Raw genomic sequence first — 23096 nt, forward strand, 5'->3', positions numbered from 1 at the left:
GGCACAAGCACGACCAAGCTCGAGGAGACCCCAGTGCGGCCCTGGCCAGGAACGCCCTACCCGCTCGGCGCCACCTACGACGGAGTCGGGACGAACTTCGCCCTGTTCTCCGAGGTGGCCGAGCGGGTCGAACTGTGCCTGTTCGACGCCGAGGGCAACGAGACGCGGCACGCGCTCGAAGAGGTGGACGGCTTCGTCCACCACGGCTACCTGCTCAACGTCGGGCCCGGGCAGCGGTACGGGTTCCGGGTGCACGGCCCGTACGACCCGAAGCGCGGCCTGCGCTGCAACCCGAACAAGCTGCTCATCGACCCCTACGCGAAGGCCGTCTCGCACGGCGTGAAGTGGGACGAATCGCTGTTCGGCTACCAGTTCGACAACCCGGACGAGCGCAACGACGCCGACTCCGCCGGGCGGGTGCCGTACTCGCTGGTCGCGAACCCGTTCTTCGACTGGGGCAACGACCGCCAGCCGAAGCGGCCGTACAACGAGACCGTCATCTACGAAGCCCACGTCAAGGGCATGACCGTGAATCACCCGTTCGTGCCCGAGGCGCTGCGGGGCACGTACGCGGGTCTCGCGCACCCCGCGGTCGTGGAGCACCTGCAGAAGCTCGGTGTCACCGCCGTGGAACTGCTACCGGTGCACCAGTTCGTCTCCGACCACGGGCTGGAGGAGAAGGGCCTCACGAACTACTGGGGCTACAACACGATCGGGTTCTTCGCGCCGCACGACTCGTACGCGGCGATGCCCGGCGAGGGCGGGCAGGTCCAGGAGTTCAAGGGCATGGTGAAGGCCTTCCACGAGGCCGGCATCGAAGTCATCCTGGACGTGGTTTACAACCACACGGCCGAGGGAAACCACCTCGGGCCGACGCTGTCGATGCGGGGCATCGACAACGAGGCCTACTACCGGCTGGTGGAGGGGGAGCCCGAGTACTACATGGACTACACCGGCACCGGGAACTCCCTCAACGTCCGCAACCCGCACACCCTGCAGCTGATCATGGATTCGCTGCGCTACTGGGTGACCGAGATGCACGTCGACGGCTTCCGGTTCGACCTCGCTTCCGCGCTGGCCCGCGAGTTCTACGACGTCGACCGGCTGTCCACGTTCTTCGACCTGGTGCAGCAGGACCCGATCGTCAGCCAGGTGAAGCTGATCGCCGAGCCGTGGGACGTCGGGCCCGGTGGCTACCAGGTCGGCAACTTCCCGCCGTTGTGGACGGAGTGGAACGGGCAGTTCCGCGACACCGTCCGCGACTTCTGGCGCGGCGAGCCCTCGACGCTGGGGGAGTTCGCCTCGCGCATCACCGGCTCGTCGGACCTCTACCAGGACGACGGCCGCCGCCCGTTCGCGTCGATCAACTTCGTCACCGCGCACGACGGCTTCACGCTGCGGGACCTGGTGTCCTACAACGAGAAGCACAACGAGGCCAACGGCGAGGACGGCCGCGACGGCGCCGACGACAACCGCTCGTGGAACTGCGGCGTCGAGGGCGAGACCGACGACCCCGAGGTGCTCGGGCTGCGCGAGCGGCAGCAGCGGAACATGCTGGCCACGATGCTGCTGTCGCAGGGCGTCCCGATGATCCTGCACGGCGACGAGTTCGGCCGCACCCAGCAGGGCAACAACAACGTCTACTGCCAGGACTCCGCACTGTCCTGGATGGACTGGGAGCTGGCCAAGGACAACGCCGACCTGGTCAGGTTCACCGGCGGGCTGAGCGCGCTCCGGCACCGGCACCCGGTGTTCCGCCGCCGCCGGTTCTTCCAGGGCGGCCCGGTCGGCAAGGGCGACAAGCTCGGCGACATCGCCTGGTTCACCCCGGCCGGCGAGGAGATGACCGAGCAGAACTGGGACGACGGCTTCGGCAAGGCGGTCGTCGTCTTCCTCAACGGCAAGGCGATCCCGGACCTCGACCAGCGCGGCATGAAGGTCGAGGACGACTCGTTCCTGCTGGCCTTCAACGCGCACTACGAAGACATCGACGCCAAGCTGCCGGGCAACGGGTACGGCGAGCACTGGACCGTCGTCGTCGACACCGCGACCGGCGAGGTGGAACCCGCCGGCGCGGAGCCGATCGAAGGCGGCGGCCAGCTCACCCTCCCGGCCCGGTCCCTGATCGTGCTGCAGCGGACGGAGACGGATCCCGAATGACGGTGCCGGAGTCGACCTACCGGGTGCAGCTGCGCCCGGAGTTCACCTTCGCGGACGCGGCCGGCCTCGCCGGCTACCTGCGCGACCTCGGCATCGGCGCGCTCTACGCGTCGCCGGTGCTGGACGCGACGCCCGGGTCGACGCACGGCTACGACGTCGTCGACCCGACGCGCGCGCGGCCCGAGCTGGGCGGCGAGGACGCCCGCCGCGAGCTGAGCGCGAAGCTGAAGGAAGCCGGGCTCGGCCTGGTCGTCGACATCGTGCCCAACCACATGTCGGTCGAGGTCCCGAAGGCGAACCGGTTCTGGTGGGACGTGCTGCGGCACGGCCGCGACTCGCGGTACGCCGCCTTCTTCGACGTCGACTGGGACCGCGGCCCGATCCTGCTGCCGGTGCTGGGCGAGGATGGAGCCGTCGCCGAGCTGTCGGTCGAGGACGGCGAGCTCGCCTACTACGACCACCGCTTCCCGATCGCGCCCGGCACGGAAAGCGGGACGCCGCAAGAGGTCCACGAGCGCCAGCACTACCGCCTGATCGGCTGGCGCCGTGGCAACGCGGAGCTGAACTACCGCCGGTTCTTCGACATCACGAACCTGGCCGCGGTCCGCGTCGAGGACCCGACGGTGTTCGCCGAGACGCACGGCGAGGTGCTGCGCTGGGTCGCCGACGGCGACGTCACCGGCCTGCGCGTCGACCACCCGGACGGCCTCGCCGACCCCGGCGGCTACTTCCGGCGGCTGCGGGAGAACGCCCCGGGCGCGTGGATCGTCGCGGAGAAGATCCTGCACCCGGGCGAGCCGCTGCCGCAGACCTGGCCGGTCGACGGCACCACCGGCTACGACGCCCTGCGCGAGATCGCCGGCGTCTTCGTCGGCCCGGCCGCCGAGCCCGCCTACACCGAGCTGGCGAACGAACTGGGCGTGAAGACCGGCTACCACCGCGTCGAAGCCGAGGCCCGGCGCCTGGTCACCGACCGCATCCTGGTCGCCGAGGTCCGGCGGATCGCGGCGCTGCTGCGCGACGTCGACGCCGAGCAGGCCCGGCAGGCGGTCGCCGAGACCATGATCGCCTTCCCGGTCTACCGCTCCTACCTGCCCGAAGGCGCGGCGCACTGGGCGGCCGCGATCGCCGGGGCGCGCCAGGCCCGGCCCGACCTCGCCGGCGCGCTCGAAGCCCTCGACGCGCAGGTCCGCGCCGAGCCGGACGGCGAGCTGGCCACCCGGATCCAGCAGACGTCCGGCATGGTCGTGGCCAAGGGCACCGAGGACACGACGTTCTACCGCTACACCCGCTTCGCCGCGCTCAACGAGGTCGGCGGCAACCCGGACCGCTTCGGGCTCGACGTCGAGGAGTTCCACCGGCTGGCCGCCGAGCGCGAAGCCGGGTACCCGGCCGCGATGACGACGCTGACCACGCACGACACCAAGCGGTCCGAGGACACCCGCGCCCGGATGGCGGTGCTCGCCGAAGTGCCGGGCGAGTTCGCCGACGCGGTCCGGCGGTGGACCGCGAGCCACGGGATCGACGAGCCGTCGCTCAACCTGCTCGCCTGGCAGACGCTCGTCGCGACCTGGCCGATCGAGCCCGCCCGGCTGCGGGACTACCTCGACAAGGCGGCCAAGGAAGCCAAGCTCCGGACCAGCTGGACCGACCACGACGAGGCCTTCGAAGAAGCCGTCGCCGCCTGGCCCGATGCCGTCGTCGACGACCCCGACGTGGCCGCGTTCGTCGCGCGGATCGAACGGCCGGGCTGGAGCAACTCGCTCGGCCAGAAGCTCGTCCAGCTGACCGCGCCCGGCGTCCCGGACGTCTACCAGGGCACCGAGCTGTGGGACTTCTCGCTGGTCGACCCGGACAACCGCCGCCCGGTCGACTACGCGGTCCGCCGTGAGCTCCTCGCGCGGATCGCCGACGGCGAGCTGCCGGAGATCGACGCGTCCGGCGCGGCGAAGCTGCTGGTCGTGCACAAGGCGCTGAAGCTGCGCCAGGAGCACCCCGCGTTGTTCCGCGGCTACCGTCCGCTGCGCGCCGAGGGCGTCGCGGCGGAGCACTGCCTGGCCTACACCCGCAGCGCGGACCTGGCCGTCGCGGTCACCCGGCTGCCGGTCGGCCTCGAAGCCGCCGGTGGCTGGCGCGACACCGTGCTCCCGCTGCCGGACGGCGTCTGGACCGACGTCCTCACCGGCCGCGACGCCACGCCGGACGTGGCCACCCTGTTCGACCGCTACCCCGTCGCGTTGCTGGTGCGAGGAGACGCATGAGGTTCAGTGTCTGGGCCCCGTCCGCCGAGCGGGCCCGGGTGTCCGTCGACGCCGAGGTGCACGAGATGACCGCGGGCGAGGGCGGCTGGTGGCACGCCGACGCCGACGGGATCAACTACGCCTTCCTGCTCGACGACGACGAGAAGCCGCTGCCGGACCCGCGGTCGCGGTGGCAGCCCCACGGCGTCCACCACGAGTCGCGCGTCTACGACCACGGCGAGTTCGAGTGGACCGACGACGCCTGGCACGGCCGTCAGCTCCCGGGCGCCGTCGTCTACGAACTGCACCTCGGCACGTTCACCGAAGGCGGCACCTTCGACGCCGCGATCGACCGGCTCGACCACCTCGTCGACCTCGGGATCACGCACGTCGAGCTGCTGCCGGTGAACTCCTTCGACGGCACCGCGGGCTGGGGCTACGACGGCGTCCTGTGGGGCGCGGTCCACGAGCCCTACGGCGGCCCGGACGGGCTCAAGCGGTTCGTCGACGCCGCCCACGCGCGCGGCCTGGCGGTCGTGCTCGACGTCGTCTACAACCACCTCGGGCCCTCCGGCGCCTACCTCGACCGGTTCGGCCCGTACTTCGCCGGCCAGAACGAGTGGGGGCCCGGCCTCAACCTCGACGGCGCCGGCTCCGACGAAGTCCGGCGGTACGTGCTCGACAACGCGCTGAGCTGGTTCCGGGACTTCCACATCGACGCGCTGCGCCTGGACGCCGTCCACGCGCTGCTCGACCGGCGGGCCGTCCACCTGCTCGAACAGCTCGCCACCGAGGTCGACGCGCTGTCGGCGGCGCTGAACCGGCCGCTGACGCTGATCGCCGAGTCCGACCTCAACGACCCGAAGCTCGTCACGCCCCGCGAACGCGGCGGGTACGGCCTGCACGCCCAGTGGTCGGACGACTTCCACCACGCCCTGCACGTCAAGCTGACCGGCGAGACGAGCGGGTACTACACCGACTTCGCCGCGCCGGACGCGCTCGAGCGGGTGCTGCGCGAGGTGTTCTTCCACGCGGGCACCTGGTCGTCCTTCCGGGAGCGGACCCACGGCCGACCGGTCGACACGCGGACCGTGCCCGGCCACCGCTTCCTCGGCTACCTGCAGAACCACGACCAGATCGGCAACCGCGCGACCGGTGACCGGCTCTCGGCGACGGTCTCGCCGGGCCGGCTCGGCTGCGGCGCGGCGCTCCTGTTCTGCTCGCCGTTCACGCCGATGGTGTTCATGGGGGAGGAGTGGGCGGCGAGCACGCCGTGGCAGTTCTTCGCCTCCTTCCCGGACCCCGAGCTGGCCGAAGCCGTCCGCACGGGCCGCCGTCGCGAGTTCTCGCGGCACGGCTGGGGCGAGTCCGACGTGCCCGACCCGATGGACGCGGCCACCGTGGACCGGTCGCGGCTCGACTGGACCGAAGTGGAGCGTCCCGGGCACCGCGAGGTGCTGGAGCTGTACCGCTCGCTGATCAAGCTGCGCCGCGAGCACCCCGCGCTGGCCGACCCCGGCGTCGCGGACGTGCGCATCGACAGCGCCCCGGACGGGTCCTGGCTGGTGCTGCACCGCGGCACGCTGCGGCTGGCGGTCAACTTCGGTCCCGGCCAGGTCACGCTCCCGCTCGGGGCCACGTCGGCCCTGCTCGCCTGGGGCGGGGCCGAAGCCGGCGGCGGGGCCGCCCAGCTGCCGCCGGACGGTTTCGTTCTGGTCGAAACCCGATAACCGGACCGCACATCGCGCGCGAAGCGGCCGGTATCTGGGACGATTCAGGAATGGCCACACGACCTTCCGCCGACCACGTCCTCGCCGGCCGCCCCTTCCCGCTCGGTGCCCACCCCGAGGCCGGCGGTGTGCGGTTCGCGATCACGTCCGCCGTCGCGGACGCCGTCGAGCTGTGCCTGATCGACGCCGACGGATCGGAACGCCGGATCGCGCTCACCGAACGCACCTTCGGCGTCTGGCACGGCCTGGTGCCCGGGGTGACGCCGGGGCAGCGCTACGGCTACCGGATCCACGGCCCGTACGACCCCGCCCGCGGCCTGCGGTGCAACCCGCACAAGCTGCTGGTCGACCCGTACGCCCGGCAGATCACCGGCGGGCTGACCGACCTGGCCGCGGCCCAGGGCTTCACCGGCGACCCCGAGCGCGGCCCGATGTCCACTGTGGACTCCCTGGGCGGCGTGCCGCTGTCGGTCGTGTCCTCACCGGGCGGGCCGGACACCGGGACCAAGCCGGAGGTGCCGTTCGAAGAGGCGGTCGTCTACGAGCTGCACGTCAAGGGGTTCACCCAGCAGCACCCGTTCATCCCGGAGGCGCTGCGCGGCACCTACCTCGGCCTGGCCCACCCGGTCGCGATCGAGTACCTGACCCGGCTCGGCGTCACGTCGGTGGAGCTGCTGCCGGTGCACTCGTTCCTCGACGAGCCGTCGCTGGTCCGCGCCGGGCGGCACAACTACTGGGGCTACTCGCCGCTCGGCTTCTTCGCGCCGCACGCCGCCTACGCCAGCGAGCCCGGCCACGAGGTCGAGGAGTTCCGGCTGATGGTGGCCGCCCTGCACGCGGCGGGCATCGAAGTGATCCTCGACGTCGTGTTCAACCACACCTGCGAGGGCGGCCCGGACGGGCCGACGCTGAGCTTCCGCGGGCTGAACGCGCCGGTCTACTACCTGCACACCGACCGCGGGCACATGGCCGACATCACCGGCTGCGGCAACACCCTGGAGGCGGGCTCGCCGACCGTCGTGCGGCTGGTGACCGACTCGCTGCGGTACTGGACGCAGGAGATGGGCGTCGACGGCTTCCGGTTCGACCTCGCCAGCACGCTCGGGCGGCCCCGCGGCGGCGCGTTCGACCCGGCGTCGACGCTGCTCACGGCGATCACCACCGACCCGGTGCTGTCCCGCTGCAAGCTGATCGCCGAGCCATGGGACGCCACCGGCGAGGGCTACCGCGTCGGCGGCTTCGGCGCCCAGTGGGCGGAGTGGAACGGCCGCTACCGCGACACCGTCCGCGACTTCTGGCGCGGCGCGACCGGCGTGCGCGACCTCGCCTACCGGCTGTCCGGTTCGTCGGACCTCTACGACCACAACCTGCGCCGGCCGTGGCAGTCGATCAACTTCGTCACCGCGCACGACGGCTTCACGCTGCGGGACCTGGTGTCCTACAACGAAAAGCACAACGAGGCCAACGGCGAGGACAACCGCGACGGCACCAACGACAACCGCTCGTGGAACCACGGCGCCGAGGGGGAGACCGCCGACCCGGCGATCCGCGCGCTGCGCACCCGGCAGGCCCGGAACATGTTCGCCACGCTGCTGCTGTCCACCGGTACGCCGATGCTCACCATGGGCGACGAGTTCTGGCGGACCCAGCACGGCAACAACAACGCGTACTGCCTCGACGGCGAAACGTCCTGGCTGGACTGGACGCCGGCGGACCCCGAGGCCGAGGCCATGCTCGCGTTCGCCCGCCGGGTGGTGCGGCTGCGCGCGAACAGCCCGGCGCTGCGGCAGCCGGAGTTCTTCGAAGGCCGGACCACCCCGACCGGCAAGCCCGACCTGGTCTGGTTCCGCCCGGACGGCGAGGAGCTCGGCGAGACCGACTGGTTCGAGGAGCGCCACACGCTCGGCATGTGGATCGACGGCTCGAACAGCCAGGCCCGCAACCGCGACGGCGCGCTGGTGCCCGACCACTCGTGGCTGCTGTGGCTGCACGCGGGCGACGCGCCGGCGGAGGTGGTGCTGCCGGGGCGCGAGTACGGCGAGACGTTCAAGCCGACGCTCGACACGAGCACCGCGGACGGCAGCCCGGCCAACCCGGGCGTGCTGGAGGCCAAGAGCCGGGTGCCGCTGCAGTCGCGGTCGCTGCTGTTGCTGCGGGCCCCGCGGCTGGCGGCCGACCCGCAGCCGGAGCCCTACTGACCGGTACCGGGGCGGGGTGTCGTCCATTCGGGTACGGGTCTCCGGCGGCGCGGGCCGCCGGCCGGGTCCGGCGCGCGCTTAACCTGACGGACACCTGCCGGAAATTCGTTGCGGCGAAAGCGTTTCGGTCGCGCCCAGGTGGGTAAAGAAGAAAGGAGCCCTGACTCGATCGTGCTTGATCGAGTCAGGCAGACTGACGACGCCTGCGCTTCCAACCGACACACCGAGGGGCGTTGCCCATGACCGGCCGGCTCGGCATCGACGACGTCTCCCCCAGCGTGAGCTGCGGCCGGTATCCGGCCAAAGCCGTTGTGGGGGAACACATCCCGGTCACCGCGACCGTCTGGCGGGAAGGCCACGACGCCGTCGCCGCCACCGTCGCGTGGCGCGGTCCCGGCGACCGCCTGACGCGCCAGACGCGGATGGTGCCGCGGGGACCCGACCACCCCGACGAGTTCGCCGCCGTGATCGTCCCCGACGTCACCGGTGCGTGGACCTTCCGGATCGACGCCTGGAGCGACCCCTGGGCGACGTGGGAGCACGCCGTCGAGGTGAAGGTCGCCGCCGGGCAGGGGCCCGAGGACCTCGCCAACGACATCGAAAACGGCGCCCGGCTGCTGGAGCGCGTCTCCCGCCGTCCCGACCGCCGCGCGGAGAAGGGGCTGCTGACCGGCGCGGTGACCGCGCTGCGCGACGAAGAGCGCTCCCTCGCCGAGCGCGTCGGGCCCGCGCTGTCGCCCGAAATCCGCCAGCTCATGCGCGAGTTCCCGGTGCGCGAACTGATCACCAAGGGCAAGCCGTTCAAGGTCTGGGTCGACCGGCGCCGCGCCGCGTACGGCTCCTGGTACGAGCTCTTCCCACGCTCCACCGGCGGGGTCGACGCCGAGGGCAAGGCGGTGCACGGCACCTTCACCACCGCCGCGGCCGCGCTCGACCGCGTCGCGAAGATGGGCTTCGACGTCGTCTACCTGCCGCCGATCCACCCGATCGGCCGGGTGAACCGCAAGGGCCCCAACAACACCCTCGACGCCAAGCCCGAAGACGTCGGCTCGCCGTGGGCCATCGGCGCCGACGAGGGCGGGCACGACTCGATCCACCCGGACCTCGGCACCTTCGAGGACTTCGACGCCTTCGTCGCCCGCTCCGAGGAGCTGGGCATGGAGGTCGCGCTCGACTTCGCGCTGCAGGCCGCGCCCGACCACCCGTGGGTCCTGAAGAACCCGGAGTTCTTCACCACCCGCCCGGACGGCTCGATCGCCTACGCGGAGAACCCGCCGAAGAAGTACCAGGACATCTACCCGATCAACTTCGACAACGACCCCAAGGCCGTCTACGAAGAGATGCTCCGGGTGATCACGGTCTGGATCGACCACGGGGTCAAGATCTTCCGGGTCGACAACCCGCACACCAAGCCGCCGGACTTCTGGGCCTGGCTGATCCAGTCGGTGAAGGACGCCCACCCGGACGTGCTGTTCCTGGCCGAGGCGTTCACCCGCCCGGCGCGGCTGTGGGGCCTGGCCCGGCTCGGCTTCACCCAGAGCTACACGTACTTCACCTGGCGGACCGGCAAGCAGGAACTGATCGACTTCGCCGTCGACCTGCGCGACCACTGGACCGAAGGCCGGCCGAACCTGTTCGTCAACACCCCGGACATCCTCCACGAATCGCTGCAGCGCGGCGGTCCCGGCATGTTCGCGCTGCGGGCCGCGCTCGCCGCGACGATCTCGCCGACGTGGGGCGTCTACTCCGGCTACGAGCTGTTCGAGCACGTCCCGGTCCGCGACGGGAGCGAGGAGTACCTCGACTCCGAGAAGTACCAGCTGCGCCCGCGCGACTTCGAGCGCGCGCTCGCCGAAGGGCGCTCGCTGGAGCCGTGGATCGCGAAGCTGAACGCCGTCCGCCGCGCGCACCCGGCGCTGCAGCAGATGCGCACCCTGCACTTCCACCACGTCGACAACGACGCGCTGCTGGCCTACTCCAAACAGGACCCGGCCACCGGCGACACCGTCGTCACGGTCGTGACGCTCGACCCGTACGGGCCCCAGGAGGGCACGCTCTGGCTCGACACCGGGGCGCTCGGGTTCGAGGCGCACGAGCGGCTGATCGCGCACGACGAGGTCACCGGTGACACCTGGGACTGGGGACCGGCGAACTTCGTCCGGCTCGAACCGTGGCGGGCCGTGGCCCACGTGGTCTCGGTCCGGCGGCGGCTGGCCGGTTAGCAGGGAAGGAACGGATCGAGGGACTGAGGTGGAACCCATGGCGGAAGAGGCCCGCCCCGACGCGGCACTGGGGCTGGACGGTGTGCCGCACACCGGTGAGGCGATGACCGCCGACGGGATGCTGGTCGAACCCCAGGCCGGGGACTTCCGCTCGGCGCAGCAGGCGCCGAGCAACCCGGAGTGGTTCAAGGGCGCGGTTTTCTACGAAGTGCTGGTGCGCGCGTTCGCCGACTCCAACGGCGACGGCACCGGCGACCTGCGCGGCCTGGCCGGCCGCCTGGACTACCTGGCGTGGCTCGGCATCGACTGCCTGTGGCTGCCGCCGTTCTACGCGTCGCCGTTGCGCGACGGCGGCTACGACATCAGCGACTTCCGGGCGGTGCTGCCGGAGTTCGGCAGCGTCGAGGACTTCGTCTTCCTGCTGAACGAGGCGCACCGGCGCGGCATCCGGGTGATCACCGACCTGGTGCTCAACCACACGTCGGACGCGCACCCGTGGTTCCAGCAGTCGCGCAACGAACCCGACGGCCCGTACGGCGACTACTACGTGTGGAGCGACGACGACTCCCGCTACGCCGACGCGCGGATCATCTTCGTCGACACCGAGACGTCGAACTGGACCTACGACCCGGTGCGCGGCCAGTTCTACTGGCACCGGTTCTTCTCCCACCAGCCGGACCTCAACTTCGAGAACCCCGACGTCCAGAACGCCATGATCGACACCCTGCGGTTCTGGCTCGACCTGGGCATCGACGGGTTCCGCCTCGACGCCGTGCCGTACCTGTTCGAGCAGGAGGGCACCAACTGCGAGAACCTGCCGCGCACGCACGAGTTCCTCAAGCGCTGCCGCAAGGTCGTCGACGACGAGTACCCCGGGCGCATCCTCCTCGCGGAGGCCAACCAGTGGCCCTCGGACGTCGTCGAGTACTTCGGCGACCCGGCGGTCGGCGGCGACGAGTGCCACATGGCGTTCCACTTCCCGCTGATGCCGCGGATCTTCATGGCGGTGCGGCGCGAGTCGCGGTTCCCGATCTCGGAGATCCTCACCCAGACCCCGACCATCCCCAGCGGGTCCCAGTGGGGCATCTTCCTGCGCAACCACGACGAGCTGACCCTCGAGATGGTCACCGACGAAGAGCGCGACTACATGTACGCGGAGTACGCCAAGGACCCGCGCATGAAGGCCAACATCGGCATCCGCCGTCGCCTGGCCCCGCTGCTGGACAACGACCGCAACCAGCAGGAGCTCTTCACCGCGATGCTGCTGTCCCTGCCGGGCTCGCCCGTTCTGTACTACGGTGACGAGATCGGCATGGGAGACAACATCTGGCTCGGCGACCGCGACGCGGTGCGCACCCCCATGCAGTGGACCCCGGACCGCAACGCCGGGTTCTCCTCCTGCGACCCGGGCCGCATCTACCTGCCGGTGATCATGGACCCGGTGTACGGCTACCAGGGCCTGAACGTCGAGGCGCAGTCGAACAACGCGTCCTCGCTGCTCAACTGGACCCGGCGGATGATCGAGGTGCGCAAGGAGCACCACGCGTTCGCCGAAGGCGAGTTCATCGACCTGGGCGGGTCCAACCCGAGCGTGCTGGCCTACAAGCGCCAGTGGCGGCGCCCGGACGGCGGCGAAGACGTCGTGCTCTGCGTGAACAACCTCTCCCGGTTCCCGCAGCCGGTGGAGCTGGACCTGTCCGCGCACCGCGGGTGCACGCCGGTGGAGCTCACCGGCGGCGTGCGGTTCCCCAGCATCGGGGACCTGTCGTACCTGCTGACCCTGCCGGGGCACGGCTTCTACTGGTTCCAGCTGACGGTCCCGGGAGACGAAGGCGAAACGAGGTGAGTCCCTTGTCCGACCCGCGTGAGCTGGTCGACGAACTGACCGGCGACCTGAAGCGCTGGCTGCCCGAGCAGCGCTGGTTCGCCGGCAAGGACCGGCCGGTGACCGGCGTCCGGGTGCTCGGCGTGACCGAGCTGGTCGAAGGCGACCCGCAGCTGCTGCACGTGGTCGTCGAGGTCGAACAGGACGATCGGCGCGAGCCCTACCAGCTGCTGGTGGGCCGGCGGACGCACCCGCCGGAGATCTCGTCGGGCAGCTGGATCGGGGCCGTCGGCGACCTGAACGCCTACGAGGCGTCCGGCGACCTCGACGTCACCGGCGTGCTGCTGGACCTGATGGCCCGCGAGGGCACCGTGGGGTCGCTGGTCTTCGAGCACGAGCCGGACGCGGAGCTGGAGACCGGCCTGCGGGCGCGGCCGATCTCCTCGGAGCAGAGCAACACCTCCCTGGTCTACGGCGGGCAGTACATCCTCAAGCTGTTCCGCAAGCTGACCCCGGGCAAGAACAAGGACCTGCTGCTGCACCGCGCGTTGCAGGGGGTGGGCAGCAAGCACATCGCGCCGGTGCTCGGCTCGATCACCGGCGATCTCGGCGGCGAGCCGACCACGGTCGGCATGCTGCAGCACTTCGTCGCCGACGCGGTCGACGGCTGGGCGATGGCCACCACCAGCGTCCGCGACCTGATGGCCGCGCCGGAGCTGCACGCCGAGGAGGTCGGCGGTGACTTCGCCGGCGAGGCCGAGCGGCTCGGGCGCGCGGTCGCCGAGGTGCACGCCGACCTGGCCGAAGCGCTCGGCACGGAGAGCGTCGACGCCGGCGAGCTGGAACGCACGACGAAGGCGATGGCCGCCCGGCTGGACACGATCGCCGGGCGGGTCCCGGAGCTGGCCGCGCACGCCCCGGCGCTGCGGGCGGCGTTCGAGAAGCTGGAGGCGCTGCCCCCGGGCTCGGTGACCATGCAGTACATCCACGGCGACCTGCACCTGGGCCAGGTGCTGCGGACCGTCGGCGGCTGGCTGCTGATCGACTTCGAGGGCGAGCCCGCGGCGCCGGTGGAGGAACGCCACGCGCTGCGCTCGCCGTTGCGCGACGTGGCGGGCATGCTGAGGTCGTTCGACTACGCGGCCCAGCAGCTGCTGGTCGGGCAGCCCGACGAGCCGGCGCTGGTCGAGCGGGCCTTGGAGTGGTCGCAGCGCAACCGGGCGGCGTTCTGCGAGGGCTACGCCGCGGTCGCGCCGGACCCGCGTGAACAGGGCGAGCTGCTGCGCGCCTTCGAATTGGACAAGGCGGTCTACGAAGTGGGTTACGAGCACGCGAACCGGCCCGACTGGCTCGGCGTGCCGCTCGCTTCGATCGCCCGGATCACGAGCGGAGAGGGGATGACACCGTGAACGCCGTTCCGGAAGGCCTCCCGGCCGCGGCCCCGCCGGCTGCCGACATCGACCGGCTGCTGGCCGGTTCCCACCACGACCCGCACGCCGTCCTCGGCGTGCACCCGGCGGGCAAAGGGTTCGTCGCGCGATCGCTGCTGCCCGGCGCCAAGGCCGTCACGCTGCACGCGGGCGGGCACCGGTACCCGATGGAGCCGGTGATCGACGCGCTCTTCGCCGTCGCCGTCCCGGAGCACCCCGGCGACTACCGGCTGGAAGTCGAGTACGACGGGCACACCACGACCGCTGACGACCCGTACCGCTGGCTGCCGACGGTGGGGGAGCTGGATCTCCACCTGATCGGCGAAGGCCGGCACGAACGGCTGTGGGAGGCGCTCGGCGCGCACGTCCGGTCGTACGAGACGCCGAACGGCGTCGTCGAGGGCACTTCGTTCGCGGTGTGGGCGCCGAACGCGCGCGGCATCCGCGTGATCGGCGACTTCAACGGCTGGGACGGGCGCGGGCACCCGATGCGCTCGCTCGGCTCGTCCGGCATCTGGGAGCTGTTCGTACCCGGCGTCGGCGTGGGCACCTGCTACAAGTTCCGGATCCTCGGCGCCGACGGCAACTGGCAGGAGAAGGCCGACCCGATGGCGTTCGCCACCGAGCAGCCGCCCGCGACGGCTTCGGTCGTCACCGCGTCGGGGCACCTGTGGGACGACGACGAGTGGGTCGCCCAGCGCGAGGCGACCGAGTGGGCCGCGGCGCCGATGAGTGTCTACGAGGTCCACCTCGGCTCGTGGCGGCCCGGCCTGGACTACCGGGAGCTGGCCGACCAGCTCGGCGACTACCTCGTCGAGACCGGCTTCACGCACGTGGAGCTGCTGCCGGTGTCGGAGCACCCGTTCGGCGGCTCGTGGGGCTACCAGGTGACGTCGTACTACGCGCCGACGTCCCGCTTCGGCTCGCCCGACGACTTCCGCTACTTCGTCGACCGCCTGCACCAGCGCGGGATCGGCGTCCTGGTGGACTGGGTGCCCGCGCACTTCCCGAAGGACAGCTGGGCGCTGGCGAAGTTCGACGGCACCGCGCTGTACGAGCACGCGGACCCGCGCCGCGGCGAGCAGCCCGACTGGGGCACGCTCGTGTTCGACTTCGGCCGCAACGAGGTCCGCAACTTCCTCGTCGCCAACGCGCTGTACTGGATCGAGGAGTTCCACCTCGACGGCCTGCGCGTGGACGCGGTGGCGTCGATGCTCTACCTCGACTACTCCCGCAACGAAGGGGAGTGGCTGCCGAACCAGTACGGCGGCCGGGAAAACCTGGACGCGGTGAAGTTCCTGCAGGAGCTGAACGCGACCGTCTACAAGCGACACCCGGGCATCGTGATGGTGGCCGAGGAGTCGACGGCGTGGCCGGGCGTCACGCGCCCGACGCACCTGGGCGGGCTGGGGTTCGGCTTCAAGTGGAACATGGGCTGGATGCACGACACGCTCCGGTACCTGTCGCACGAGCCGATCCACCGGGCGTACCACCACAACGAGATGACGTTCTCGCTCGTGTACGCGTGGAGCGAGAACTTCGTGCTCCCGCTGTCGCACGACGAAGTGGTGCACGGCAAGGGATCCCTGTGGGGCCGGATGCCGGGCGACGCCTGGAACAAGGCGGCCGGGCTGCGCTCGCTGCTGGCGTTCATGTGGGCGCACCCGGGCAAGCAGCTGCTGTTCATGGGCGGCGAGTTCGGGCAGCCTTCGGAGTGGTCGGAGCAGCGGTCGCTGGACTGGCACCTGCTGGAGGAGCCGCTGCACCGCGGCGTCCAGGACCTGCTGCGGTCGCTGAACTCGGTGTACCGGTCGTCGCCGGCGCTGTTCAGCCAGGACACCTCCCTGGACGGCTTCCGCTGGATCGACGCGAACGACTCGAGCGGCAACGTGCTGAGCTTCCTGCGCATCGGCACCGACGGCTCGCGGCTGGCGTGCGTGGCGAACTTCGCGGGCGTCCCGCACCACGACTACCGGGTCGGCCTCCCGGCCGCCGGGCGCTGGCGCGAGGTCGTCAACACCGACGCGGAAGCGTACGGCGGCTCCGGGGTCGGGAACCTCGGGGTCGTGGAGGCGACCGACGAGCCGTGGCACGGGCAGCCGGCCTCGGCGGTGCTCCAGCTCCCGCCGGCGGGCGTCCTGTGGCTGCTCGAAGAGCAGGCTCCCGAACTCGCGTAACGCCGTCGGGACGGCACTTTCATAGGGAAAGTGCCGTCCCGGCGTTACCATCGGGGGCATGGACGACTCCGGCGTCGTCGTCAACCTGATCCTCTTCGCCGTGGTCTGCATCGCCCCCACGGTGCTTTTCTGGTGCGCGCTGCGCGTTCCCCGCTTGATCCACCGGATCCGCTCGCGGCGGGTCGCGCCCGCGCCGGCCGGCCCCCCGATCGAGCGCGTCGCCGCCGACCTGCGGCGCGTGCACCGGCTGCTCGTCGACTACCCGTCCGGCACGCCCGCCGCCCGGCGGTTCGGCACGCGCCAGGCGTACGACGAGCTGCTGACCCAGGCGTGCCGCCAGGTCGGCGTCCCGCACCGGCTGGCCGAGCTGCCCGAGGGGATGGACCGCGAGATCGAGCGGCTGCGCGTCGAGCAGTCGCTGCGGGAGCGCGGGCTGGCCGTGCCCTGAACGGGGTGTGCGCGCCCCGCGACACGCGGCCATCGATCGCCCAGCGTTCGGCTTTCCCCTCGCTCGATCGGGTGGAAATCGGTCGTCTGAGCCCATGTCTCGGAAAATCCTGTGCATGATGAACGGTTCTCCTGACCTGCGCAAACTGGCCGGTGCGAAACTCGAGTGCAAGTAGAGTGCGACTCGAGTTGCTTCTCGAGAGTCTCTCGAGCGCTTGACGTCACAAGGCTGGTACGGCACTATCTCGCGCATACTTGAGGGAAGCGGGAGTTGTGCTCGTTCGAAAGATGATCACCGGGATTCGTCGAAGCGAATTTCACTTCACCACTGTCACTACGCTGGGCTGGGTCCTGGAACAGCACATATCAGGTCTCGTTCTCGAGCAAACTCTGCGAGATGTCGACAACGAACTCCCGGTCGATCCGCATACGGAGGAGCTGGCCACGTTCCGGCGAGACATCCAACGTCCCTTCGAGAAGAAGGCGCTCGAGCGACGCAGTGTTGCGGGCGAGTCGGTTCTGGTTGAGCGATTCGTCCCGACGGCCAAGATGAACAACACTCGCGGCGCCTTGCGTACCTACATGCTGGAGCAGTTCGCCGTCAGCCCAGAGGAGGCGTTCGGTGTTCTTCCTGGCTTCGTCTCCATCTGGCCCCAGCGCATGAAAGAACTGGCGAACCCGACCGTCGTCGACGGGTTGGACAACCCTTGGTACACCTATGACTACGGGCACCTGGGAAGAGGAGCTTTGGCGGACGGCGAGAGCCGTCATCTCGCCTGTCTCTACATCAACGCCGACAAGAACGTCTCCGTCGCGTTGAAGGACAAGTTGCTCAACCAGCTGGTCACCGTCGAGATCTACCACGGGGTGAGCCAGGAACAAGCCGCGCAGATGTTCGTCGACCTGAACTACGAAGGCACGCCGGTCGACACCATCACCAAAGCGAACATCGATCCCCGTAACAAGTGGATCGCCGCGACGAAGAAGATCTTCGACGAGCTGGGTATCAAATACGCGACTACGGGCCGGCAGCTGACCGCGACCCATCAGAACCTGGGCGAGTGGATTCTGCTCACCCATGCTGAGCAAATGGTCAAGGCGATCGTCCTTGGCCCGAATCAGGCGTTGGTGAAGTCGAAGCGAACGGACTCCTGGGACGGTGTCGACTTTGACCGGCTGCACAAGGCCGCGGTGACCTGGTTCGGGGAGATTTTTGCTCACTTCGGTGGGCACGAGGTCCTTGCCGACCGGTCACGGGTGATCAGGACGATCGCGGTCCGGGTCGCCCTCGCCAGTCTTGGCTCGGCGTTCTACCGCGGCGACGAGCCCGCCATCGCAGCAGCGCGGTCCACATTGAACGAAGTGAACTGGGTCGTCTCCGAGGCGTGGCAGGGCATCGGCGGCAAGGTCATCGTCAAGGACAAGGTGGCCACCATGTCCGCGGGCTCCGGCAAGGAATCGATCGCGCGCGCGGTCCAAGCGGTCACGAAGCCGGAGACAAAAGCCGGTCGCGCTGTCCGTGGTAACGCTCAGAGTGCCGAGTCCTAGCCCCTCCGAGCTTCGGAACCTCACTTTCATCATCAGTGCCCGCTGCTGTGGCGATGCCCCCTGGGAAGGCCGCCTCTTCCTTGGTCGCGCAGCGGGCCCGGGCAGCCCACTTCAAGGGGGTTGAGTGGCCAAGTATCACAAACACAAAGAGATCAACCGCGCCATCGAGGACGCGATCGAGCGGGGGTGGACCGTGCAGGAGGGTGGCCATGCGGTTCTCCTCCACTGCCCGTGTCCGCCTAGGCTGGGTATGAGGATCTCGGTCAGCGGCACACCTCCGAATCCGGAGGGAGAAGCGAGCCGCGTTCGACGGATGGTCAAGTACTGCCCGGGTCGCCACGCTTTGGACAAGCGACCCAAGCTCCGGAACGGGTGATCGTACCGCTCGACGGTCGAGCGGCGGTGGTAACTTGAATCTCCGCGTTGCAGTCGGGAAGGCGGAGGATGGGTCAGTTCGAGTTGATCTTTGCCGTGAATGACCTGCCTGACGAGACCGTGTTGCGCATCCACGAGGATTTTGCTGTGTTCACGGCCTCGTTCGGCGGATTGACGGTGGTCTCGGTGACCGCGGACGGCGATGATGTCGTAGATGTCGCCAGGCGGACGGTAAGAGATCTGGAGGCGGTCTCCGACATCCACGTCATGCGGTGCTGCGAGGACCTCATGACCCTCGCCGATGTCGCAGATCGCGTCGAAGTGGCAGAAGACGTTGTAAGTCAGTGGATGAGGGAAGAGACGGAACATCCTTTCCCGAAGCCTTACCACCTCGTCGGTGGTGGTGTGTGGCTGTGGAGTGAAGTGAGCGAGTGGCTCCGCGAAACCGGCAGGAGAGCGGATTCCGTCCGGCAGCCGAGTCCAACAGAGCTCCTGCAAATCAATCTCTGGCTGGTCTCGCGCTCGAGCGCGGTCCAGGCCTGAAAACGGAAGAACCCCGCCACCGGAGTGACGGGGTTCTTCCGTGAGTGCGACTCAGTCCAGGTAGTCGCGCAGCACCTGGGACCGCGACGGGTGGCGCAGCTTCGACATCGTCTTCGACTCGATCTGCCGGATGCGTTCGCGGGTCACCCCGTACACCTGGCCGATCTCGTCGAGCGTGCGCGGCTGGCCGTCCGTGAGGCCGAAGCGCAGGCGGACCACGCCCGCCTCGCGCTCGGACAGCGTCTGCAGCACCGACTGGAGCTGGTCCTGCAGCAGCGTGAACGACACCGCGTCCACCGCGACGACCGCTTCGGAGTCCTCGATGAAGTCACCGAGCTGCGAGTCGCCCTCGTCGCCGATCGTCTGGTCGAGCGAGATCGGCTCACGCGCGTACTGCTGGATCTCCAGGACCTTCTCCGGGGAGATGTCCATTTCCTTGGCGAGCTCCTCGGGCGTCGGCTCGCGGCCGAGGTCCTGCAGGAGTTCGCGCTGTATGCGGCCGAGCTTGTTGATGACCTCCACCATGTGCACCGGGATGCGGATGGTGCGGGCCTGGTCGGCCATCGCGCGGGTGATCGCCTGGCGGATCCACCACGTGGCGTACGTCGAGAACTTGTAGCCCTTGGTGTAGTCGAACTTCTCCACCGCGCGGATCAGGCCGAGGTTGCCCTCCTGGATCAGGTCCAGGAACGCCATGCCGCGGCCGGTGTAGCGCTTGGCCAGCGAGACCACGAGCCGGAGGTTCGCCTCGAGCAGGTGGTTCTTCGCCCGCTCACCGTCGCGCACGATCCACTTGAGGTCGCGGCGCATCTGGGTGACGAGCTTCTCGCCCTCCTCTTCGGCGGTGCGCACGCGCTCGGCGGCGTAGAGCCCGGCCTCGATCCGCTTGGCCAGCTCCACCTCCTCCTCCGCGTTCAGCAGCGCGACCTTGCCGATCTGCTTGAGGTAGGCACGCACGGAGTCGGCCGACGCGGTGAGCTCGGCGTCCTTGCGCGCCTGGCGCAGGGCTTCCGACTCCTCCTCGTCCCAGACGAAGTCCGGGTTGTCGGAGCTCTTGGCGGCGGCGGCCTTGTCGGCGGCGGCGCCACGGCGGCGCTGCGCCGGGGTCTCCTCGTCGTCGTCGTCATCGTCGTCGTCCGCCGTGTCGGCGTCCGGTTCGTCGTTGACGGTCTCGTCCACGACGTCGACCTCGACCTCTTCCAGGTCCGACAGATCCGGCGTGTCGAGTTCGGCTTCGTCGATCTCGCCAGGACCGTCCGGGTCGCCGTCTTCGGTCTTTGCGCCCTTGGTCACGGCCTTCTTCGCCGGGGCCTTCTTGGCCGGGGCCTTCTTGGCGGTGGTGGTCTTGCGGGCCGCAGGCTTCGCCGTCCCGGTGGCTGCCTCTTCGGCCGGCTCGCCGGCTGCGGTCGCTGTCTTCGTCCCGCCTCGGGTTGCGGTTCTTGCGGCTGCCACTTACGCCCTTTCGCAGCGGTCGATCACGACGAGCAACGGCCTGGCGGCCATTGCTGCCTCACATTCGGGGATCACGCCTCGGCCTGCGGTTTTGCCCTCCGCAGCCGTGGGCCGTGTTCCATTGTAACGACGGTACGCGCATGCGGTGCGAAGCGATCACCCTCAGCCCCGTCGCGAGCACCTGATCAGAGCCGGATCAGTGCTGGATGCCCTCGGCCGCGGCGGCCGCGGCGCCGACGATCCCGGCGTTGTTCTGCAGCGTCGCCACCAGCACCGGAGTGCGGATGTCCAGCAGCGGCACCCATTTCTCGGACTTCTTGCTGACCCCGCCGCCGACGATGAACAGGTCCGGCCAGATCAGGTTCTCGAGCACGGTCAGATAACGGTGCACCCGCTTGGCCCATTCGGGGTAGGAGAGCCCCTCGTTGTCCTTGACCGATGCCGCCGCGCGCTTCTCCGCGTCGTGCCCGTCGATCTCGAGGTGGCCGAACTCGGTGTTCGGGACGAGCTTGCCGTCCTGGAACACCGCGCTGCCGATGCCGGTGCCGAAGGTGAGCAGCGCCGTGACGCCCTTGCACGCGACCGGGTCGCCGAAGCGGATCTCCGCCATGCCCGCCGCGTCGGCGTCGTTGAGCATCGCGACCTGGTCGACGCCGCGGCCGAGCCGCTTGGCGAACAGCGCGTCGGCGTCGGTGCCGATCCACTGCTTGTCGATGTTGGCCGCGGTGTGCGCGACGCCCTTCTTGACGACGGCCGGGAGCGTCACGCCGACCGGGCCGTCCCAGCCCGCCTGCGTGACGATGTCGTGCACGACGTCCGCCACCGCCGACGGCGTGGACGGCTTCGGTGTCTCGATCCGGATCCGGTCGCCGATGAGCCGGCCCTTGTCCAGGTCCACCAAGGCGCCCTTGATCCCGCTGCCGCCGATGTCGATGCCGAAACCTCGGCGGGTCGCCTCCACCACGGACGTGGTCCCTTCTCGCACGATTCAGAAGCCTGCCTCGGAGACTTTAACCGGATGTGGTGACATGGCGGACGTGGGAGTTGACGAGTCGTTGCTGAAAAGCGTCGCGGAGCAGGTCGCGACGGAAGCCGCCGAGCTGGTCCGGGAAGCCTGGGACGGGATGGCGAACGGTCGTTCGGTGGCCGTGGGCACCAAGTCCGCGGACACGGATGTGGTGACCGCGGTCGACCACGAGTCCGAACGCCTGGTGCGCGCCCGGCTGGCTTCGCTGCGCCCGGACGACGAGGTGCTGGGCGAGGAGGGCGGCGGCGTCGCCGGCGACGGCGTGACCTGGGTGGTCGACCCGATCGACGGCACGGTCAACTTCCTCTACGGGCTCCCGTGGTTCGCGGTGTCGGTGGCGGCGCAGGTCGGCGGCGAATCGGTCGCGGGCGCGGTCGTGGAGCCGGTGAGCGGCCGCGTCTGGACGGCGGCCCGCGGCCAGGGCGCGTACCTGAACGGCCGCCGGCTGGCGGTGTCGTCGCCGTCGCGGCTGGAGCTGACGTTGGTCGGGACCGGTTTCGCGTACGCGGCGGAGCGCCGGACGCGCCAGTCGCGCTTCGCGGCGGAGCTGCTGGGGCGGGTGCGGGACATCCGGCGCAACGGGGCGGCGTCGCTGGACCTGTGCGCGGTCGCGGCGGGCTGGCTGGACGCGTACGTGGAGCACGGCCTGCACCGGTGGGACTGGGCGGCGGGCGCGCTGATCGCGGCGGAGGCGGGCGCCGCGGTGTCGCTCCCGGGGTCGGTGCCGGAGCTGGGCGCGGACGCGACCTACGCGGCGGCGCCGTCGATCGCGGACCCGCTGCGGGAGCTCCTGGCCGGCTGCGGCGCCGCGGAGGTCTGAGCGGGAGGTCGCGAATGAGTCATTCGCGACGCCGGGCTGCCGGAACTGTCGGTGGCCGGCGGTAGCGTGGAAAACGGGGGCGCCCCCGCGGCCGCCGGGTCGGCAGGTGATGTCGCAGGCCGCCCGGAGAGCGCCGGGGGAGCGAACTCAGCAGGCGACGTCGCGGGCGGAAGCCAGCAGCGTCTGGTCGATCACCGGGGCCTTGGCGCCCGCCGACTGCTCGTTGCCGCCGCCGCCCTGGTGGGTCCTGGACCAGTCCGCGAGCTGCGTGAGGATCTGCCGGGCCTCCGCGCGCGGCCGGATGTCGCCGAACAGGGTGCCCGTGACCAGGTCGACGCTCGCGTCCTTGCGGTTGTCCTGGACCAGCTCGGCGCAGGGCACCACCAGGCTCAGCGTCCGCGCCGCGGTGACGCCGTTCTCGCCGAAGCGGATCTGGCCGCGGCACTTGGCCACGCGGCCTTCGTACGCGGGGTCGTTGCCCGGTTCGCCGGTGCCGGTGAAGCCCAGCTCCTTCAGCGCCGTCGTGGCGATGCCGCCCTGGCCGCGCGTGCTGGACGCGTTGAGGACCTTGACCGCGACCTTGTCCGGCGGGACCGGCGCGCGGTCGTCGAGCGAAGCGTGGGGCAGCGTGCTGAACGTGACACCCGGCGGCGGGCTCGCGGGCGGGTCGCACTTCACGGCCTCGTCGACGTCGCCCTTGCCGACCGCCGCGTTGATCCAGACGATGATCGCGCCGAGGGCGAGCACGGCGATGACGATCAGCGCCGGCAGCGGCTTGTGCTTGCGATACGGCCGCGCCCCACGGTCCCCGATGCCGTTCCCCGACGCCACCTGCCCGTCCCTTCCCGAACACCGAACCCGACCGTGCGAACGCGGCACCGTCGTGGCCGATCAGCCTAGGC

At 70.2% G+C, this 23096-nt stretch carries 15 protein-coding genes; 12 read left to right on the forward strand and 3 right to left on the reverse strand.

The features are described from left to right. Positions 1-33 precede the first annotated feature (33 nt). The 11 genes from glgX (AB0B33_RS05285) to AB0B33_RS05335 all read left to right on the forward strand — a co-directional run bounded on the left by glgX (AB0B33_RS05285) (position 34) and on the right by AB0B33_RS05335 (position 18895). Positions 34-2160: a glycogen debranching protein GlgX gene (gene glgX, locus AB0B33_RS05285; RefSeq protein WP_360767110.1), complete on the forward strand. Its 2127-nt coding sequence runs from the start codon at positions 34-36 to the stop codon at positions 2158-2160. Continuing rightward, positions 2157-4421 carry a malto-oligosyltrehalose synthase gene (treY, locus tag AB0B33_RS05290; RefSeq protein WP_360767113.1) on the forward strand — a complete coding sequence of 755 codons (2265 nt, stop codon included), beginning with the start codon at positions 2157-2159 and terminating at the stop codon, positions 4419-4421. Before glgX (AB0B33_RS05285) ends, treY begins: the two co-directional genes overlap by 4 nt. After that, positions 4418-6130, forward strand: a complete 1713-nt coding sequence (treZ, locus tag AB0B33_RS05295; RefSeq protein WP_360767116.1) for a malto-oligosyltrehalose trehalohydrolase — start codon at positions 4418-4420, stop codon at positions 6128-6130. The genes treY and treZ overlap by 4 nt, the downstream gene beginning before the upstream one ends. A gap of 50 nt (positions 6131-6180) precedes the next feature. Beyond that, positions 6181-8328, forward strand: a complete 2148-nt coding sequence (gene glgX / locus AB0B33_RS05300) for a glycogen debranching protein GlgX (protein ID WP_360767119.1) — start codon at positions 6181-6183, stop codon at positions 8326-8328. A gap of 239 nt (positions 8329-8567) precedes the next feature. Beyond that, on the forward strand, positions 8568-10550 hold the full coding sequence (locus tag AB0B33_RS05305; RefSeq protein ID WP_247011825.1) for a maltotransferase domain-containing protein: 1983 nt from the start codon (positions 8568-8570) through the stop codon (positions 10548-10550). Positions 10551-10587: 37 nt separating this feature from the next. Continuing rightward, entirely contained in the window at positions 10588-12396 is a 1809-nt protein-coding gene (gene treS, locus AB0B33_RS05310) for a maltose alpha-D-glucosyltransferase (protein WP_360767121.1), read from the forward strand. 5 nt (positions 12397-12401) lie between these two features. Next, positions 12402-13784 carry a phosphotransferase gene (locus tag AB0B33_RS05315; protein ID WP_360767124.1) on the forward strand — a complete coding sequence of 461 codons (1383 nt, stop codon included), beginning with the start codon at positions 12402-12404 and terminating at the stop codon, positions 13782-13784. Continuing rightward, positions 13781-15982 carry a 1,4-alpha-glucan branching protein GlgB gene (glgB, locus tag AB0B33_RS05320; RefSeq protein WP_360767127.1) on the forward strand — a complete coding sequence of 734 codons (2202 nt, stop codon included), beginning with the start codon at positions 13781-13783 and terminating at the stop codon, positions 15980-15982. The genes AB0B33_RS05315 and glgB overlap by 4 nt, the downstream gene beginning before the upstream one ends. Positions 15983-16040: 58 nt before the next feature. Further along, the gene (locus tag AB0B33_RS05325; protein ID WP_360767130.1) at positions 16041-16430 is read left to right on the forward strand and encodes a hypothetical protein; all 390 of its coding nucleotides are present in this window, start codon (positions 16041-16043) and stop codon (positions 16428-16430) included. A 287-nt stretch (positions 16431-16717) separates the two neighbouring features. Further along, complete coding sequence (locus tag AB0B33_RS05330; RefSeq protein ID WP_360767133.1) at positions 16718-17977, forward strand: hypothetical protein; 1260 nt, start codon at positions 16718-16720, stop codon at positions 17975-17977. A 444-nt stretch (positions 17978-18421) separates the two neighbouring features. Beyond that, positions 18422-18895, forward strand: a complete 474-nt coding sequence (locus AB0B33_RS05335; protein ID WP_360767136.1) for a hypothetical protein — start codon at positions 18422-18424, stop codon at positions 18893-18895. A gap of 51 nt (positions 18896-18946) precedes the next feature. Here the strand turns inward: AB0B33_RS05335 and AB0B33_RS05340 are convergent, their stop codons facing one another. After that, the gene (locus AB0B33_RS05340; RefSeq protein ID WP_247011819.1) at positions 18947-20347 is read right to left on the reverse strand and encodes an RNA polymerase sigma factor; all 1401 of its coding nucleotides are present in this window, start codon (positions 20345-20347) and stop codon (positions 18947-18949) included. A gap of 196 nt (positions 20348-20543) precedes the next feature. Then, the gene (gene ppgK, locus AB0B33_RS05345; protein ID WP_360767457.1) at positions 20544-21308 is read right to left on the reverse strand and encodes a polyphosphate--glucose phosphotransferase; all 765 of its coding nucleotides are present in this window, start codon (positions 21306-21308) and stop codon (positions 20544-20546) included. Positions 21309-21375: 67 nt separating this feature from the next. On the opposite strand from ppgK, the gene AB0B33_RS05350 reads away from it, so the two are divergent. Further along, a complete protein-coding gene (locus AB0B33_RS05350) occupies positions 21376-22194 on the forward strand; it encodes an inositol monophosphatase family protein (protein WP_360767139.1) in 819 nt (272 codons plus the stop codon). Positions 22195-22341: 147 nt separating this feature from the next. Here the strand turns inward: AB0B33_RS05350 and cei are convergent, their stop codons facing one another. Next, entirely contained in the window at positions 22342-23025 is a 684-nt protein-coding gene (gene cei / locus AB0B33_RS05355; RefSeq protein ID WP_247011817.1) for an envelope integrity protein Cei, read from the reverse strand. Positions 23026-23096 lie beyond the last annotated feature (71 nt).

This window comes from Amycolatopsis sp. NPDC049159 (assembly GCF_040648295.1).
Lineage (GTDB): Bacteria > Actinomycetota > Actinomycetes > Mycobacteriales > Pseudonocardiaceae > Amycolatopsis > Amycolatopsis pretoriensis_A.